Below are 15,247 nucleotides of genomic sequence, written 5' to 3'. Positions count from 1 at the left end.
AAAAGTACATCGCCACATTCGCGATGTACTCCAAGTTACATACTATTATGCCGATTAAGCCTTCTCTTCGTCCCCCACCGCAACCGGATTCCCCTCCACAGAACTCCAATCGCTCCAACTCCCCGCATACAGCTTCACATTGCGGAATCCTGCGTCTTGCAATGCGAATACGTTCGGCGTAGCCGTCACGCCTGAGCCGCAGTACACGATAATCTCATCGTCCTGCGACAATCCGTTGAAGCGAAGCTTCTGCTCCTCTGGCGATTTCCAGCTGCCGTCGGCGCGTTTGCCTTCGTTCCAGAAGCGATTGATCGCGCCTGGAATATGTCCAGCCTTAGGATCAAGCGGTTCTACTTCGCCGCGATAGCGAGGGGCTTCACGGGAATCGATGACCACCGTTCCCGCTTTGCCGACTCGTGCCTTTACATCGGCTTGGCTAACCAGCATCTCATCGCGTACGTTTACAGTGAACTTAATTCCTTCTATTAAAGAAGGGACATCCGTTCTAACCGGATATCCCGCCGCTTGCCAGCCTGCGAATCCGCCTTCTATTAAATAGACTTGTCCATCATGCCCAAGCTATTGCAGCAGCCAGCGCAGACGGGATGCCATCGCGCCGCCTTGATCGTCATATGCGATAACTGTCGTATGATTGCCAATGCCAATCCGCCCAAGGAGATCTGCCAGCACCCGCGGCTCCGGCAATGGATGACGACCGCCTTCTCCATTCGGACGCTTGGGACTGGAGAGATCCTCGCTTAGATTTAAGTAATAAGCACCGGGAATATGAGCTTCTGCATACGCTCGCTTACCCGCTTCAGAATCGTTAAGCGCGTAGCGCGCATCCACAATAACCGTCCCATTCACACCAAGCTGCTCCAGCACCCAATCCGCTTTTTTAAAATAGGTCATCTCATCCATCCCCTCTACTATTTCTAAAATAGTGCTGCCGCTCGCATATCAATCATTTTTATCATCATCTAACGCTCTCTTTTCATCAAAACACTCCGCTCTATCACTCCGATGGCCGCTGCAGCAGCAGCGCAAAAAACGCTCCCGTTATTTCAATCGCCTTCTCCAAATCATCCGTCGTCCCTGCAAAAGGATGCACCGCTCCGAAAGTATGGTTCGCTCCTTCCAGCGGTGAAAAACGATGCTGCGGAGCAGCAGCTTGGAGAAGATAGTATCCTGTAAGCAATCGCCCAGCATCCCCCGTTCCTTGAATGAATAACACAGGCGTTCGAAGTGACGCCGCTTTAGCTGTGATAGCGAAGCGCATTCGATTCCGATCCAAATCCTCGAAAAACGCAGCGTTAATCGGCATTTCCTGCTTTGTCCTTGCATTCGTCACATAGCCTACCCCATCCCGCAATACCTGCTCGCGGAATTCTTCTCCAAACAGATTGGCCTTCGCTATTCCGTTCCATGTTACTACGCCGCGAATTTCCGGATGCTCGGCTGCGAATATTACGCTATTCCCTCCGCCGCGGCTATGCCCTACTATGAAAATTTGCTGCTTATCCATCAGTTCATCAAGCGGAAGCCTTCCCTCGAGCAAGGCTGCAAGCACAGCTGACAAATCCTTTTGCTCCTGCGAGTAGGTGTTCATCCCGAACTTATCTAGCTCGTCAAAATCATGCTCATTAACGCCGTTAAACGAAAAGTTGAACGTAATAACCGCAAAGTCCTGACCCGCGAATTGCTCGGCCGCATAAGGGAAGAACGCCCAATCCTTGAACCCTTTAAAACCATGCACAAAGAGGAGGACCGGCTTGCGTCCCCCATCTTCCTTCACTCTTATATCGCCTCTTACATACACTCCCGGGTCCAGTTCCAACATAAATGTCTGATGCAAAATACTCCCATTACTCAATAACAGCACCTTCCCCGTCAACATATTTCATTCTATAGCAGCTATTCACTCAGTTAATACCATATCTATCTACCCTGATCATATCACCAACGTGCATTATAGAGGCGGGATTACCTGTAAAATAGTACAAAAAAACTACACCCACGCATCGTTCGCATATCCACGCGCTTCCCAGTACCCTACATGCTCGCCTTTAATCAGCTCAATTCGGTTTAACCATTTTACGGACTTATAGGCATACATTTTCGGTACAATGAGACGAACCGGTCCGCCGAGATCACTCGGGATCGGCTTCCCATCATGCATGACCGCCACCATTACATCATCCATGTCGGCCTGCTCAAGTGTAAGGGTATCTGTATATACACCATCACCCGAGTAAAGCTTCACCGTCTCCGCACCGGGCTGCACACCCGCCATTTTCAGCAATTCTTTAAGTGGAATACCCTCCCACGTGTTTTTGTAAACGGACCAACCGGTCACACAGTGAAAATCACTGACCTGCACCGTTCGCTTCAGCGCCACAAACTGTTTCCAATCCCACTTAAATGTCTTATCGACTAACCCGTCTATCGTAAAGTTCCAATCCGCATTTGTAAAAGAGGGAATCGGCGTTACCGTGTATACACGGAACTGTCCAACAGCTCCTCCACCCGTTGGTGGGGCTGAAGCAGGCAGCGGCTGCGGGGCTGGCAGAAGCATATTGGCATCATTTTCGATCAGCTTATCGATGCTCTGGCTTCCGCCTACACTTCCAAGCGAGTTCCCGAGCCATTTCAGAAAAGAAGGCCCGATCGTGACAGCCAAGCCTATGCCAATTGCACCGCGAATGAATGCTTTGCGCGTATACACCGGCTGAGGCGCTCCCGCTGGATGGATGACGCCCTCTTCCTTCTGCTCGTTTTTGACGGTACGGCGATTCGGCTCCTTCAGCCATTTGACCCGCGTGATGGAATGATAAATGATATAAGGAAGACCAACCCATGTAAGGAGATCATGAATGACTAATGCCACATTAGACACGCTTGGCCCGACGGCTCTAAACTGCCACAGCAGCACGCCCGATCCGAACCAGCCCAGCAATAAGCCTAACACGACGAGTACGTTAAATCTTTGCCAAGGCTTTTGCTTCAACTGCTTCCAATGCTTGCCCGCCAGCGCCAGATAATAGACAACAGGCAGGATGGATGCTATACCGACAACGACATGCGCCCACTTTATCCAAACGCGAACCTCCCCAAGAACGCCGCGCCAGAAGCCGCCCACCAGTATAAGCCCGGTTAATGCCAAAATAACGACAATCCAGCCGTTCCAAGCATGCAGCGAAACGAGCTTTTTACCATAACCCTTGCGAAGACGCTCCAACAGTCCACTCATCGGCTAAGCCTCCTCTTCTCCTCTAAGTCTTTTTTTCGAAAAAAACTTATCCGTATCTTCTGCCGCCTCATACAACGTGAACCAAAATAAGCTCCCGTGATGACTAGGCTGCTGCACGCCTATTTCCCCTCCATATTGCTCTACTAATAGCTTAGCGATGGAAAGTCCAAGTCCCGCACCTCCGCTATCCCGGCTTCGTGAACGGTCTGATCGGTAAAACCGCTCGAAGATCCGCTCTCTATCGGCTTCCGGCACACCTTCCCCTTCGTCAATAACGGAAAAGCGGATAAGCTTCTCCTGCTGCCCGTACCATTCTTCTGCTTCTATTAAAATTAAACCGCCTTGCGGCGAATGCCTCACCGCATTTTCGAGCAAGTTTTGTAGTATGCGTTGCAAGTGACGCGGCTGCATCGTTAAACGAAGCGAAAGCTCCGGCAGCTTAACTCTAAGCTGCAACGATTTCTCATCCAAAGGCTTCGTAAACCGCGGCAACAGCTCGACAAGCACATCCTCCACATTCGCTGGTTCAAACACCGCAGGCTCATGCTTCTTCTCATCCAGCGTCGACAATTCGAACAAATCCTGAATTAATTCGCCAAGTCTTACCGTCTCGCTCCGTATCGTCCCCAAATAATACTTGAAAGATTCTTCATCTGAAATGACACCATCCTCTAACGCTTCTACATAGGACTGCACAGAAGCAAGTGGTGTACGCAGATCATGCGCCATGTTCGCAACGAGTTCCCGCTGCGCCGCCTCGACTGCTTTTATTTGCCGGAAGCTTTCCTCCAAGTGGATGCCCATATGATTGAATTGTTCCGCTAGCTGCTTAAACTCCCTCAGACCTGTATGCTTTACCCTAGCCTTCAAGTCTCCTGCCGCAATTAGCCCGGCCCCCTCACCGATCCTTCTAACAGAATCCTCAAGCGGCCTCACGAACAGAAAGTAAAGCATACACGAAACTATACCCGCTCCCACGGTCGCAAGCGTCAACAAAATGAACTGCTCCTTGGACAGTAACATAAACCGGTAGAACACCAGCTGCAAAATAATAATAAACACGATACTGATTGTATTAGCCAGCATGAGGTAAGAGCGAAGCTTCATACAAATGTTCCTTTGCCGTCCAGCTTATAGCCAATTCCCCATACGGTCTTAATCCAGCTTGGATCGGAAGGATTCTCCTCAATTTTCTCCCTCAAACGACGAATAAGCACCGTAACGGTCGTCGTATCGCCATGATAAGCGAAATCCCATATCTGGTTAAGCAGCTGGCTACGGGAGAATACCTTTCCTGGATAAAGTGCAAGCAGATGCAGCAAGTCAAATTCTTTGGCCGTGAGATCTGCCTCCGCTCCATTAACAACAACCCTTCTCTCCTGCGGAAAGATTGATAATCCGTCAAAAAAAAGTGACTGCCCTGACCCCCCGTCACCGCTGCCATTCGTCTCCGTCCCCTGCTTCTTTGCCACGCTGCCGGCCAAAGACCTTCTCAATATATTTTTAATGCGCAGGACCAGCTCCCTCGGACTGAACGGCTTCGTTATATAATCGTCCGCGCCCATCGTTAAGCCTAGCAACCGATCGGCCTCTTCTCCCCGCGCCGTAAGCATGATGATCGGAGTTTCCTCTTCCTGACGAACCCGATCGCATACCTCCAGACCTCCGAACTTTGGCATCATCAAATCGAGAACGAGCAGGTCCGGCCGATGCTCTCGCCATAGCCGCAAAGCCTCCTCGCCGTCTGCCGCTACCCAAACCGTCCATCCCTCACGTTCCAAATAACGCCTACACACATCTCTTATATTCCGTTCATCATCGGCTACTATTATTTTCGCGCTCAATGCGGGTTCACCCCTCTTTCCTAAAACTTATATCCTCTTCTTAAATTATAACGCCGATAGGACACGGATACGAGTATAGCTGTCTTTTATAGCAATAATTCCCCCGCCATGAGGCGGAGGAATTTTTAAAAAAAGCACAACACACCTTAAAGACCATCCAATAATGCTTGCTAGTTCTTATATAGCTTCATCCGTTGCAGTTTGTGCAACCGAATCACCACTCCTATAGCCGCCAAAATCGTACTAACCATTATTTTCATTGCATTTCTGCTATCTAACTTCCAAGTTCGGGTTTTATGTGAGCTTTGCCAAACAGATACTTTGCTGAATCATCTCCCTAGTTATTTCACCAATCCCCATTACATCTTTTCTTCAGTCTTCATCTCATCCGTTTTCATTTCATCTTTCTTCATATCGTCAGTTTTCATTTCATCCGATTTCATCTTGTCTGTCATCATTTCGTCGGACTTCATCTCATCTTTCTTCATATTGTCAGTCTTCATCTCATCAGTCATCATTTCTTCGGACTTCATTTCGTCAGTCTTCATCTCATCGGACTTCATCTCGTCTTTCATTTCCGTTTGAGAGTTTTCTTTGCCCATGTTATCATTATTCGCGTTGCATGCGCTTAACACCAACATGCCCCCTAGTATTAGTGAAGCCAACATACTTTTTTTCAAAATAATCTCCTCCTTGGAATATCCTATTGTTCTTCTACGGACCAATCGTATCGAACATTGCTAACCATCCAAGAACAATACACTTTCGAAATCATTAGTAAACTATTACAAAAGTATTACATCTCCTCTATCCTGAGGGAAGATAAGTCATTTTCGATCTTTTCATTAAAATCTTGGAACCACATCCATATGCTTCGCCCCATTGTCCTTTTTTAGATGCTCTACGTAGGCTACCGGATAATAGCTGTCAGCTTCTATGGAATTAGGAATTTCTTCTAACCTTGAAAGCTCCAAAAATCATGCCAATCCACTGCATCTTTCAACTCCCTGTTGATTCAGAGCATAAAAAAATACACCGCTCAAGGCATATTGCCTACTTAGCGGTGTATTCAAATCCTACATCGTATCTACACTGTTTCCATAATTTCCACTTAAATCGATCCCAAAATAAAATAAAGCAAGAAGAAAAATGCGATGACGTACATCGTTATCGATACTTCTTTCCTTCGGCCTGTGACCAGCTTCAGTATTGGGTAGGCAATGAAGCCAAACGCAATCCCATTCGCGATACTAAAGGATAGCGGCATAACTGCCATCATCAGATAAGCTGGAAAAGCTTCTGTAAAATCATTAAACGGAATCTCCTTAATGCTCTGAAACATCAGGCAGCCAACAATGATGAGTACAGGTGCAATTGCACTGTTTGGGATTATTTTGAAAAGAGGAATCATAAACAAAGCAGGAATAAACAAAATTCCCGTTGTAAATGAGGTTAGCCCCGTTCTCCCGCCTGATGCAATGCCAGTCGCAGACTCAGCTGCTGTCGTCATCGGACTGCAACCCAGAAGCCCTGCACTTATAACCGAAACAGAGTTAGCCTGAAAAGACCTGCGGAACTTCGCCTTGTCTGGAAGCATCCCAAGCTGGGCGCCCATATTTTGAAAAATAATGACCATCGATAACGAAAAAACAGCTGTCCAAAAATTAAGCGTGCCGATCCCGCTAAAGTCCAAGGCAAAAAACAACTCTCCGTACCCATTAAAGGAAATACTAAAATCACGTAAAGTTGAAAAATCGACGATACCGAGCAGCGCACCAATGCCTGTGCCTGCGATAATGGCAATTAAGAAGCTGCCTTTTACATTTCGCATGAAAAGCGGTATCGCAATCAATAAAGTCAATATCGTCGTTAGGGCATAAGGATCACTCAGCTTAGCTAAAGTAACGAAAGTTCCTTCGCTCGCAACGATGATCCCCCCATTTTTCAAACCTAGAAAAGCAATAAAGAGACCAATACCGGCGGTCATGGCGTTAATCATCGACGTCGGGATCGAGCGCGATAAATAGTCGGCTCCTTTCGTTACCGCAGTTAACATAAATACAATACCCGCCAAAAATACTGCTGCAAGTGCTTGCTGCCACGTAAGTCCTAACGAGAATACCAAAGTAAAAACAAAAAATGCATTGTCTCCCATCCCAGGGACAAGAATTAACGGTGATTTCGCCCAAAGTGCCATCAGCATACATCCGATAAAAGAGCAGATTACTGTAACAATCGTAGCTGCTTCATAAGGCATGCCCGCTAGCTGCAAGATGGCGCCATTGACCGCAATGATATAGGCAACCGTCATAAATGAAGTTGTTCCTGCAACTAACTCCGTACGTACCGTCGTGTTTTCTTTTTCAATATGGAACATTTTCTGCAATCGACTTCCCAAGTGTATAACCACCTTTTATCGTTTCCCAACATCATAGGGTTCCCCTAATGCTTTGGGTGAACGAGCTTTCCCTACTGCTCCAATTAATACGAGTAATGTTAAGACGTATGGAAACATATAGAAGAACTCATTTGGAATGCTAGCAGCAAAATCAAAGATTTGCAATTGGTCCTTTGCTGCTTGGGCTAAACCAAAAAATAGTGAAGCAAGCATCACGCCTATCGGATTCCATTTTCCAAAAATAACAGCCGCAAGCGCAATATAGCCTTGTCCTGAAATGGTATTAAAAGCAAAGTTGCCATTTGAGGTAAGAACAATCGTTGCTCCGCCAAGAGCTGCAAGTGATCCGCTTAAAATAACAGCGATGTAGCGCGTGCGATTTACTTTTATTCCAACCGTGTCTGCTGCGCTTGGATGTTCACCAACAGAACGAAGCCTTAGTCCACCTGAGGTCTTAAACAAATAAGTAAATAGGAAGATGACTAATGCAATGGCAATATACGTAGTCGGATAGGCATTGAAGAACACATTGCCAATGAACGGAATGTCGCTTAAATAAGGAATCGTCACCTTATGAAATACAGTCGTTAGAAGCGGTGTTTCTGCTGAGCCGTCAAAAAGTAATTTTACGAAAAAGAACGTTGAGCTTGCAGCGAGAATATTGATAACAACCCCGCTTACAACCTGATTCGCCTTAAACGTAATGGAGGCGACCGCATGAATGCTAGAAAAGATAATGGTAAATAGGAAGGCTCCAAGCAAGCCTAACCAAGGGGAGAAACCGCCAAAACCCGCTATTTCCGCATAATGAGTCGTTATTGCAGAGAAGAAGGCTCCCGATACCATAAACCCTTCCAGTCCAATATTAATGACTCCCGAGCGTTCGGAAATGAGTCCACCGAGTGCAGCAAAGATAAGGGCAGTTGAGAATACGAGCGTCCCATTTAGTAAATTGCCAATTACCTCCATCTGTCACACCTTCTTCTTTGATTTTAGTTTAATCGTCCGGAAAAGCAACTTAACGATGCCTGGTGCAGCAACAAAAAAGATAATAAATGCAATAATCATCCGAATAATTTCGCCTGGCACCTCTGCACCAAAGCTCATGCCTTGCGAACCATAGGTAAGGCCCCCAATGAGGGACGCAGAGAGGAATACGCCAAGTGCGCTATTGCCGCCAAGCAAAGCTACAGCTATACCATCAAAACCTAGGCCAGATGAAACCGAGTTGATAGCCACATAGTTGAACACGCCTAACACTTCAAAGGTACCAATCAAACCGCCAAATACGCCTGAAATAAACATGGTACGAACCATAACATTCGAAACCTTCATTCCTGCATATTTTGCAGCATCAGAATTAAGTCCAACTGCCCGCAGCTCATAACCCCATGTGGTCTTGGTTAAATAGATGTGGTAGAAAATTACCGCAATAATCGCAATCACAAATCCCCAGTGAATACGTGCGCCATCCATCAGCTCTGAGAGCCAGCTAATTTGAATACTAGCGGATTCATGAATCAAGGCGGAGCGTTGCGTACCTGCTTGCGGCATGAACGTCCGAATAATATAATTCGCCAAATAAAGCGCTATGAAATTAAGCATGATGCTGGTAATCACTTCATTAATGCCACGTTTTGCCTTAATATAACCCACTAGCGCTCCCCACATCCCGCCAAGCAAGGCGCCAACTAGGACAGCCAGCAGCGCATGCAGCACAGGCGGCAGACTAAACTGTGTGCCTACAATTAAAGCGCCGAGCGATCCCATAATAATCTGACCGTCTACGCCAATATTAAACATGCCAGAACGAAAAGCAATCGCTACGGCCAAGCCGCTCATCATAAGCGGTACAATCGTACGCATAGCTTCTCCAAAATCGTAACGGCTGCCGAATATTTTATCGATTAGAGATTTATAGGCCAGCATGGGATCGTAGCCGCCAATCCACATAATAATGGCGCCTAACAGCAAACCCATAACAATGGCAACAAGAGGGATAAGTGCAGATTCCCGTTTGAAAATACTCATTATTTTATTCATGGATGCCTTCTCCTTCATGCTTGCCTGCCATCATCATTCCTAATTGCTGATCATTTGTTGTTTCTGGCGTGGTTTCTCCAACAATTTGTCCGCCGAATAGGACCAGAATACGGTCTGCTACATTGAGTATTTCATCCAGCTCAAACGAAATCAGCAAAACAGCTTTGCCTTGATCACGTTCTGCGATTAACTGCTGATGCACAAATTCAATCGCGCCTACGTCCAGCCCTCGCGTGGGCTGAGCCGCAATCAAGACCTGCGGATTTTTATCGATTTCGCGTGCGATAATGATTTTTTGCTGGTTTCCTCCTGACATCGAACGAACGAATGTATCAATACCTGGTGTGCGTATATCAAACTCGTTCACTAACCGCGTTGCCATGTCATCCATCGTTTTCTTATTAATAAAACCGTGCTTGCTTATTTCTGGTTGATAATACGTTTGCAAAATTGTATTTTCACTGACAGAAAAGTCCAGAACGAGTCCATGTTTATGCCGATCCTGCGGAATATGTGACATTCCCGCTTCAGAAATCGTACGCGGAGCAAGATTGGCGATGCTTTTGCCTTGCAGCCAAATTTCACCTGAACGTATGCTTTGCATACCTGTTAAAGCTTCGATTAGCTCTGACTGGCCATTGCCGTCTACACCAGCAATACCGACAATCTCGCCCGCCCTTACGGAGAAGCTGAGATCATTAACAGCAGCCTTGCCGTTACTGCCTGTAACCACTAAATTTTTCACTTCTAATAACGCTTTTTTCGGGTTAGCTGCTCTTTTGGCAGTTTTAAAATTAACTTCTTTGCCTACCATTTTTTCCGCTAATTGCTGCGCATCGCTCGATGCTACTTCCACACTTTCAATCCGCTTACCACGCCGAATAATGGTGCAAGTATCTGCTATTTCCATAATTTCCTTCAGCTTATGAGTAATGAGAATAATAGATTTGCCCTCAGCGACAAGACGCTTCATAATAGCCAATAATTCTGTGATCTCTTGTGGAGTTAACACAGCAGTAGGCTCATCAAAGATTAGAATATCTGCTCCGCGGTATAGTGTTTTTAAAATTTCTACGCGCTGCTGCATCCCTACACTGATCGATTCGATGGTTGCCATTGGATCAACATCAAGCTTATAACGTTCAGATAGCTCTTTTACCTTTTTACTTGCTCCTTTAATATCAATCTTCATCCCTTTTTTGGGTTCCATTCCGAGAATGATATTTTCCGTTACCGTAAAAGGCTCTACCAATTTAAAATGCTGATGCACCATCCCAATTCCGAGCTCAATTGCCTTGTTTGGACTATCCATCAGCTCATGCTTCCCATTTACATGAATCTCGCCTTCGTCTGGCTGATATAATCCGAATACGATACTCATTAGGGTGGATTTCCCTGATCCATTTTCCCCGAGCAAAGCATGAATTTCTCCACGCTTTAGCTGCAAGCTAATCGAATCGTTAGCGACTACGCCGGGGAATCTTTTGGTTATCCCTTTCAGCTCTAACACGACATCTGTCTTAGTCATATAAGACCCTCCCCAAAATATTCGTCCCCTCACTCTATCAAGGACAATGATAGAAGAGGGGACGAAATCGCATTATTTTTCCGGTACGACGATCTCGCCATTTATGATTTTCGTGCGATATTCCTCGACCTTAGCAAGAACTTCCGGCGCTACATTCGTTTTCGAATTTGGAGCAATATCGACTCCATTTTCTTTGAGGCCCATTAATGTCACTTTACCCGCCGGGAAATCGCCTTCAGCTAATTTTTTTGAAGCTTGGTAAACAGCCTCATCTACTTTTTTGATCATCGAAGTTAATGTAACATCATCTCCGAAAGTTAAAGATTGATCTTTATCCACGCCAATGACCCATACTTTTCCGCCCTTGCTATTACGTTCCTTCGCTTCATTAAATACACCATTGCCTGTTAGTCCTGCTGCATGGAATATGATATCTGCACCATCGTTATAGATGGTAGAAGCTGCAGATTTCCCCATATCTACCCGGTTGAATAGCCCTGTATAGTTAACGATTAATTTTGCATCTGGATTTACAGCTTTTATCCCTTCGCGGAAGCCCGCTTCAAACCGTTTAATAACGGGAATATCCATGCCGCCGATAAAGCCGATTTTATTTGTTTTTGTCGTTAAACCTGCGATAACACCAACTAGGAACGAGCCTTCTTGCTCTTTAAAAGAAATAGCGGCTACATTCGGGAGCACAAGGTCAGAATCGACAATTCCAAACATCTTATCTGGATTTTCTTTGGATAGCTGTGTTACTGCATCAGCTAAAGTGAAGGCAGTTGCCCATGTTAAATCATAGTTTGCTTTGACAAATTGATTTAAGTTAGGAACAACATCGCCATCTGTTTTTGGTTCCAGGTACTTCACTTCAAAACCAAAGTCCTTCTTTAATTTCTGCAACGCTTCCCAAGCACTTTGGTTAAAGGATTTGTCATTTACACTGCCAAGGTCAGTAACCATTCCGACTTTCAGCTTTTTAAGCTCTTGTTTATTATCTGTACCTGCAGCCCCTGCGTTGCCCGTATCGTTTTTTTGACCGCATGCTGTTATGACTAACGTAAAAATCAGTATTAAAGGCAATAATGCTTTCATTGTTTTTTTCATTGTAAATTCCCCCTAATGTTTTATTCCTCGTTATTGGTTTGATTTACTAACAATTCCAAGAAGCTTTCCCCGATAGCTGGTTTAGTGACCATGAAATTTTCTGCAATCGTTGCAGCTAAATCAGCAAATGTGCTTCTTGTGCCAATAGAAATGCTGTCCTTTACTAACGATGGGCTGTAAATCAAGATAGGTACATATTCACGGGTATGGTCCGTTCCTGGCGCAGTTGGGTCGTTGCCGTGATCAGCCGTAATGATAAGTAAATCGTTGCCCTCCATTTGCTGCATAAGCTCTGGTACATACTGATCGAACTCTTCAAGGCAGGCTGCGTATCCTTTAGGATCGCGACGATGGCCATATAAAGAATCAAAATCAACTAAGTTTGTGAATAACAATCCGTGGAAAGGCCGATTCAGCAGCTTAATCGTTGCCTTGATGCCATCCAAATTGCTCTTTGTTGGATAGGATTCATTAATTCCTTGCCCTGTGAAAATATCGTTGATCTTCCCGACCGAAATAACATCGAGGCCTTCATTTTTCAGATGATCAAGCACGGTTTCTCCAAATGGCTTGAGTGCATAATCATGCCGATTAGGTGTACGTTTATAAGCTCCCGGCTCACCGATGTAAGGCCTCGCTATGACTCGGCCAACTACATAAGGATCATTCAAAGTTAGCTCACGCGCAATTTCACATGCATGATATAGCTCATTTAATGGAATAACATCCTCATGAGCTGCGATTTGGAATACGCTGTCGCCGGAAGTATAAACAATCCATGCGCCCGTTCGGAGCTGCTCTTCTCCATACTCGTCCAAAATTTCAGTTCCAGAAGCCGGCTTGTTTCCAATCACCTTGCGACCGGTCAAGGCTTCGAACTTCTCAATCAATTCCGCTGGAAATCCATCGGAATAAACTTGAAAGGGCACCTTTACTTCGAGTCCCATGAGTTCCCAATGACCCGTCATCGTATCTTTGCCTACGGATACCTCCGCCATCTTGCCATAAGATGCTAGAGGTTTATCCGCTTTCAAGATGGTAGCCAGTGGGGCAATATTACCTAGACCCATAGCTGTAAGATTTGGTAATTTCATGTCCGGTACTTGCTCGCAAATATGTCCTAAGGTATGGCTGCCTTCATCTCCGAAAGCTGCAGCGTCCGGTAATGCACCGATACCAACACTATCCAGCACAATCACGCTTATTCGCTCGAATTTCATAAATACACCTCATTTTTCAAAAAAAAGCTAAGGCCATACATTGCTATTTTCCACCCAATCCATGCTACAATACGTTTCTAGCCGTTTCGCAATCTCTTACCTAAGAGTTGCTTAAATATTGAAATGCGAAAGGAAAATTCTTATGATCGACAACATCTCAGACATCTCGATTTTCTCGGACATTCCTAAAGATGAATTGCAAAAAATAACCCCATTGCTCAAAGAACGACGGTTCAAGAAGAACCATGTTCTAATGTTTGAAAATGACCAAAGTGACGAGGTTTATCTTATTCGCTCAGGTATGATCAAGATTTATCGCATGTACGAAGGAAAAGAAGTCGTTCTGAGTATTACTAGTGCCGGCGATATCATTGGAGAAGTAGAAGCCCTCTCCAGCGATAATCATCGGATCTCATCCATAGAAGCCTTAGAAGACGTCAACGTTTGGCTGCTGTCAAAACGGGATTTCCTGCAGCTTGTAGATCAATATCCTTCCATCCTGCGAAACGCTTACAAAATTCTTGTAGAGCGAACTCGGATGCTCAATCGCATGATTCGTTATTTGACCTTCCATGACGTACGTGGAAAAGTAGTTAATCTCATTATGGATCTCTATTACAACTATGGAGTCGCCAGTGATAACGCATACAAAATCGATTTAAAAATTAATCAATCCTTGTTCGCCAACATGCTCGGAGTCACGCGAGAATCCATCTCCAAAACGCTGGGTGAGTTTCAAGCCGAAGGACTGATCGACATTCGTGATAAGTACTTATACCTCCTTGATAAGGAAATGATAGAATCGATCTGTAATGAAACCGAAGAGCTTCCTGCAATGCGTAAGTGGCATAACATTTAACGATGCCGTGCACCTAATAATACAAATGACAGCGCTTTATTTCCGTAACTGCGCTAACAGTTATTTTGTGAACCAGTTCACAAAAGTTAAGTAATCCCTTTAACATAATGTGGATATCGAATCATGCTATGCTTCTCGTGCATTCTTTTTTGTGATGCACGATAAGAAACATTGGAGGGAATTCACATGAGTTTTCATATTGAAGCAAAGATTGGCGAAATTGCAGAATCCGTCTTATTACCTGGAGATCCGCTGCGCGCAAAGTATATTGCGGAGACCTTCCTCGAAAATGTCGTCTGTTACAACAATGTACGTGGCATGTTAGGCTTTACAGGCACATATAAGGGCAACCGTGTATCGATTCAAGGTACAGGAATGGGTATGCCTTCTGCGTCCATATATATTCAAGAATTGATCAACGATTATGGTGCCAAAAATCTCGTTCGTATCGGAACATGCGGTGCTATTCAAAATGATGTGAATCTCCGCGATGTTCTTATTGCGCAAGCAGCGGCTACCGATTCCGCTATCATTCGCAACCAATTCCCTGGGTTTGACTTCCCTCAGATTGGAAACTTTGATCTAATTAAAACCGCTTATGAAATTGGAGAGGCCAAAGGCCTTAACCTGCGCGTAGGTAACGTGCTGTCTTCTGATGTTTTCTACACGGAAGACAAAGATGCCGTGACCAAGCTAGGCCGCCATGGCGTATTGGCAGTAGAAATGGAAACAGCCGCACTTTATTATTTAACAGTTAAATTCGGCGTAAAAGGTCTCAGCCTCCTAACGGTAAGTGATCATATTCTTACTGGAGAACAAACGACTGCACAAGAGAGACAAACGACCTTCAACGATATGATTGAAGTCGCACTAGAAACCGTAGCTAAATAGATCCTTAACTAACAGTCAGAACCCTGTCACAGCTCATCAACCTATACATTGGATTTTAAAAAAAGAGCTCGATTCCACTTCGGAATCGAGCTCTTTCTCTGCAT

The 15,247-nt window shown here is 45.2% G+C and carries 15 protein-coding genes; 2 read left to right on the top strand and 13 right to left on the bottom strand.

Annotation, left to right across the window (positions count from 1 at the left end; genetic code table 11):
• Positions 1-54: 54 nt before the first annotated feature.
• The 13 genes from AB4Z50_RS08615 to deoB form a co-directional block, all read right to left on the bottom strand.
• Positions 55-447 (bottom strand): sulfurtransferase, encoded by a 393-nt coding sequence (locus AB4Z50_RS08615; RefSeq protein ID WP_441877961.1) that lies wholly within the window; start codon positions 445-447, stop codon positions 55-57.
• 132 nt (positions 448-579) lie between these two features.
• Positions 580-912, bottom strand: a complete 333-nt coding sequence (locus tag AB4Z50_RS08610; RefSeq protein WP_441877959.1) for a sulfurtransferase — start codon at positions 910-912, stop codon at positions 580-582.
• Between the two features lie 103 nt (positions 913-1,015).
• Positions 1,016-1,873: an alpha/beta hydrolase family protein gene (locus tag AB4Z50_RS08605; protein WP_441877957.1), complete on the bottom strand. Its 858-nt coding sequence runs from the start codon at positions 1,871-1,873 to the stop codon at positions 1,016-1,018.
• 135 nt (positions 1,874-2,008) lie between these two features.
• Complete coding sequence (locus tag AB4Z50_RS08600) at positions 2,009-3,250, bottom strand: molybdopterin-dependent oxidoreductase (RefSeq protein ID WP_441877955.1); 1,242 nt, start codon at positions 3,248-3,250, stop codon at positions 2,009-2,011.
• A gap of 3 nt (positions 3,251-3,253) precedes the next feature.
• Positions 3,254-4,357 carry a sensor histidine kinase gene (locus AB4Z50_RS08595; RefSeq protein ID WP_441877953.1) on the bottom strand — a complete coding sequence of 368 codons (1,104 nt, stop codon included), beginning with the start codon at positions 4,355-4,357 and terminating at the stop codon, positions 3,254-3,256.
• Positions 4,354-5,094 carry a response regulator transcription factor gene (locus tag AB4Z50_RS08590; protein WP_441877951.1) on the bottom strand — a complete coding sequence of 247 codons (741 nt, stop codon included), beginning with the start codon at positions 5,092-5,094 and terminating at the stop codon, positions 4,354-4,356. Before AB4Z50_RS08590 ends, AB4Z50_RS08595 begins: the two co-directional genes overlap by 4 nt.
• A 359-nt stretch (positions 5,095-5,453) precedes the next feature.
• Entirely contained in the window at positions 5,454-5,774 is a 321-nt protein-coding gene (locus tag AB4Z50_RS08585) for a hypothetical protein (protein ID WP_441877949.1), read from the bottom strand.
• Between the two features lie 431 nt (positions 5,775-6,205).
• Positions 6,206-7,492, bottom strand: a complete 1,287-nt coding sequence (locus tag AB4Z50_RS08580; RefSeq protein ID WP_441877947.1) for an NCS2 family permease — start codon at positions 7,490-7,492, stop codon at positions 6,206-6,208.
• A gap of 15 nt (positions 7,493-7,507) precedes the next feature.
• Positions 7,508-8,461, bottom strand: coding sequence for an ABC transporter permease (locus tag AB4Z50_RS08575; RefSeq protein ID WP_441877945.1), 954 nt, complete (start codon positions 8,459-8,461; stop codon positions 7,508-7,510).
• A gap of 3 nt (positions 8,462-8,464) precedes the next feature.
• Positions 8,465-9,535 carry an ABC transporter permease gene (locus AB4Z50_RS08570; protein ID WP_441877943.1) on the bottom strand — a complete coding sequence of 357 codons (1,071 nt, stop codon included), beginning with the start codon at positions 9,533-9,535 and terminating at the stop codon, positions 8,465-8,467.
• Complete coding sequence (locus tag AB4Z50_RS08565) at positions 9,528-11,063, bottom strand: ABC transporter ATP-binding protein (protein ID WP_441877941.1); 1,536 nt, start codon at positions 11,061-11,063, stop codon at positions 9,528-9,530. Before AB4Z50_RS08565 ends, AB4Z50_RS08570 begins: the two co-directional genes overlap by 8 nt.
• A gap of 72 nt (positions 11,064-11,135) precedes the next feature.
• Complete coding sequence (locus AB4Z50_RS08560) at positions 11,136-12,173, bottom strand: BMP family lipoprotein (protein ID WP_441877939.1); 1,038 nt, start codon at positions 12,171-12,173, stop codon at positions 11,136-11,138.
• A gap of 20 nt (positions 12,174-12,193) precedes the next feature.
• Positions 12,194-13,393, bottom strand: a complete 1,200-nt coding sequence (gene deoB, locus AB4Z50_RS08555; protein WP_441877937.1) for a phosphopentomutase — start codon at positions 13,391-13,393, stop codon at positions 12,194-12,196.
• A 142-nt stretch (positions 13,394-13,535) separates the two neighbouring features.
• Between deoB and AB4Z50_RS08550 the strand changes: the two genes are divergently transcribed.
• Positions 13,536-14,252, top strand: coding sequence for a Crp/Fnr family transcriptional regulator (locus AB4Z50_RS08550; RefSeq protein ID WP_076271627.1), 717 nt, complete (start codon positions 13,536-13,538; stop codon positions 14,250-14,252).
• A gap of 186 nt (positions 14,253-14,438) precedes the next feature.
• A complete protein-coding gene (deoD, locus tag AB4Z50_RS08545; protein WP_076271628.1) occupies positions 14,439-15,143 on the top strand; it encodes a purine-nucleoside phosphorylase in 705 nt (234 codons plus the stop codon).
• Positions 15,144-15,247 lie beyond the last annotated feature (104 nt).

The sequence above is a fragment of the Paenibacillus sp. 2TAB26 genome (genome assembly GCF_052115145.1).
Taxonomy (GTDB): domain Bacteria; phylum Bacillota; class Bacilli; order Paenibacillales; family Paenibacillaceae; genus Pristimantibacillus.
Note: the sequence above shows the minus strand (reverse complement) of the source record. Positions and strands in the feature narration are given on the sequence as shown.

Bases quoted from the DNA above. Each gene is read 5' to 3' on its own strand.
- AB4Z50_RS08550 (WP_076271627.1), top strand. From the start codon at position 13,536: ATGATCGACAACATCTCAGACATCTCGATTTTCTCGGACATTCCTAAA.
- AB4Z50_RS08560 (WP_441877939.1), bottom strand. From the start codon at position 12,173: ATGAAAAAAACAATGAAAGCATTATTGCCTTTAATACTGATTTTTACG.
- AB4Z50_RS08595 (WP_441877953.1), bottom strand. From the start codon at position 4,357: ATGAAGCTTCGCTCTTACCTCATGCTGGCTAATACAATCAGTATCGTG.
- deoD (WP_076271628.1), top strand. From the start codon at position 14,439: ATGAGTTTTCATATTGAAGCAAAGATTGGCGAAATTGCAGAATCCGTC.
- AB4Z50_RS08615 (WP_441877961.1), bottom strand. From the start codon at position 447: ATGCTGGTTAGCCAAGCCGATGTAAAGGCACGAGTCGGCAAAGCGGGA.
- AB4Z50_RS08565 (WP_441877941.1), bottom strand. From the start codon at position 11,063: ATGACTAAGACAGATGTCGTGTTAGAGCTGAAAGGGATAACCAAAAGA.
- AB4Z50_RS08570 (WP_441877943.1), bottom strand. From the start codon at position 9,535: ATGAATAAAATAATGAGTATTTTCAAACGGGAATCTGCACTTATCCCT.
- AB4Z50_RS08600 (WP_441877955.1), bottom strand. From the start codon at position 3,250: ATGAGTGGACTGTTGGAGCGTCTTCGCAAGGGTTATGGTAAAAAGCTC.
- AB4Z50_RS08610 (WP_441877959.1), bottom strand. From the start codon at position 912: ATGACCTATTTTAAAAAAGCGGATTGGGTGCTGGAGCAGCTTGGTGTG.
- deoB (WP_441877937.1), bottom strand. From the start codon at position 13,393: ATGAAATTCGAGCGAATAAGCGTGATTGTGCTGGATAGTGTTGGTATC.
- AB4Z50_RS08575 (WP_441877945.1), bottom strand. From the start codon at position 8,461: ATGGAGGTAATTGGCAATTTACTAAATGGGACGCTCGTATTCTCAACT.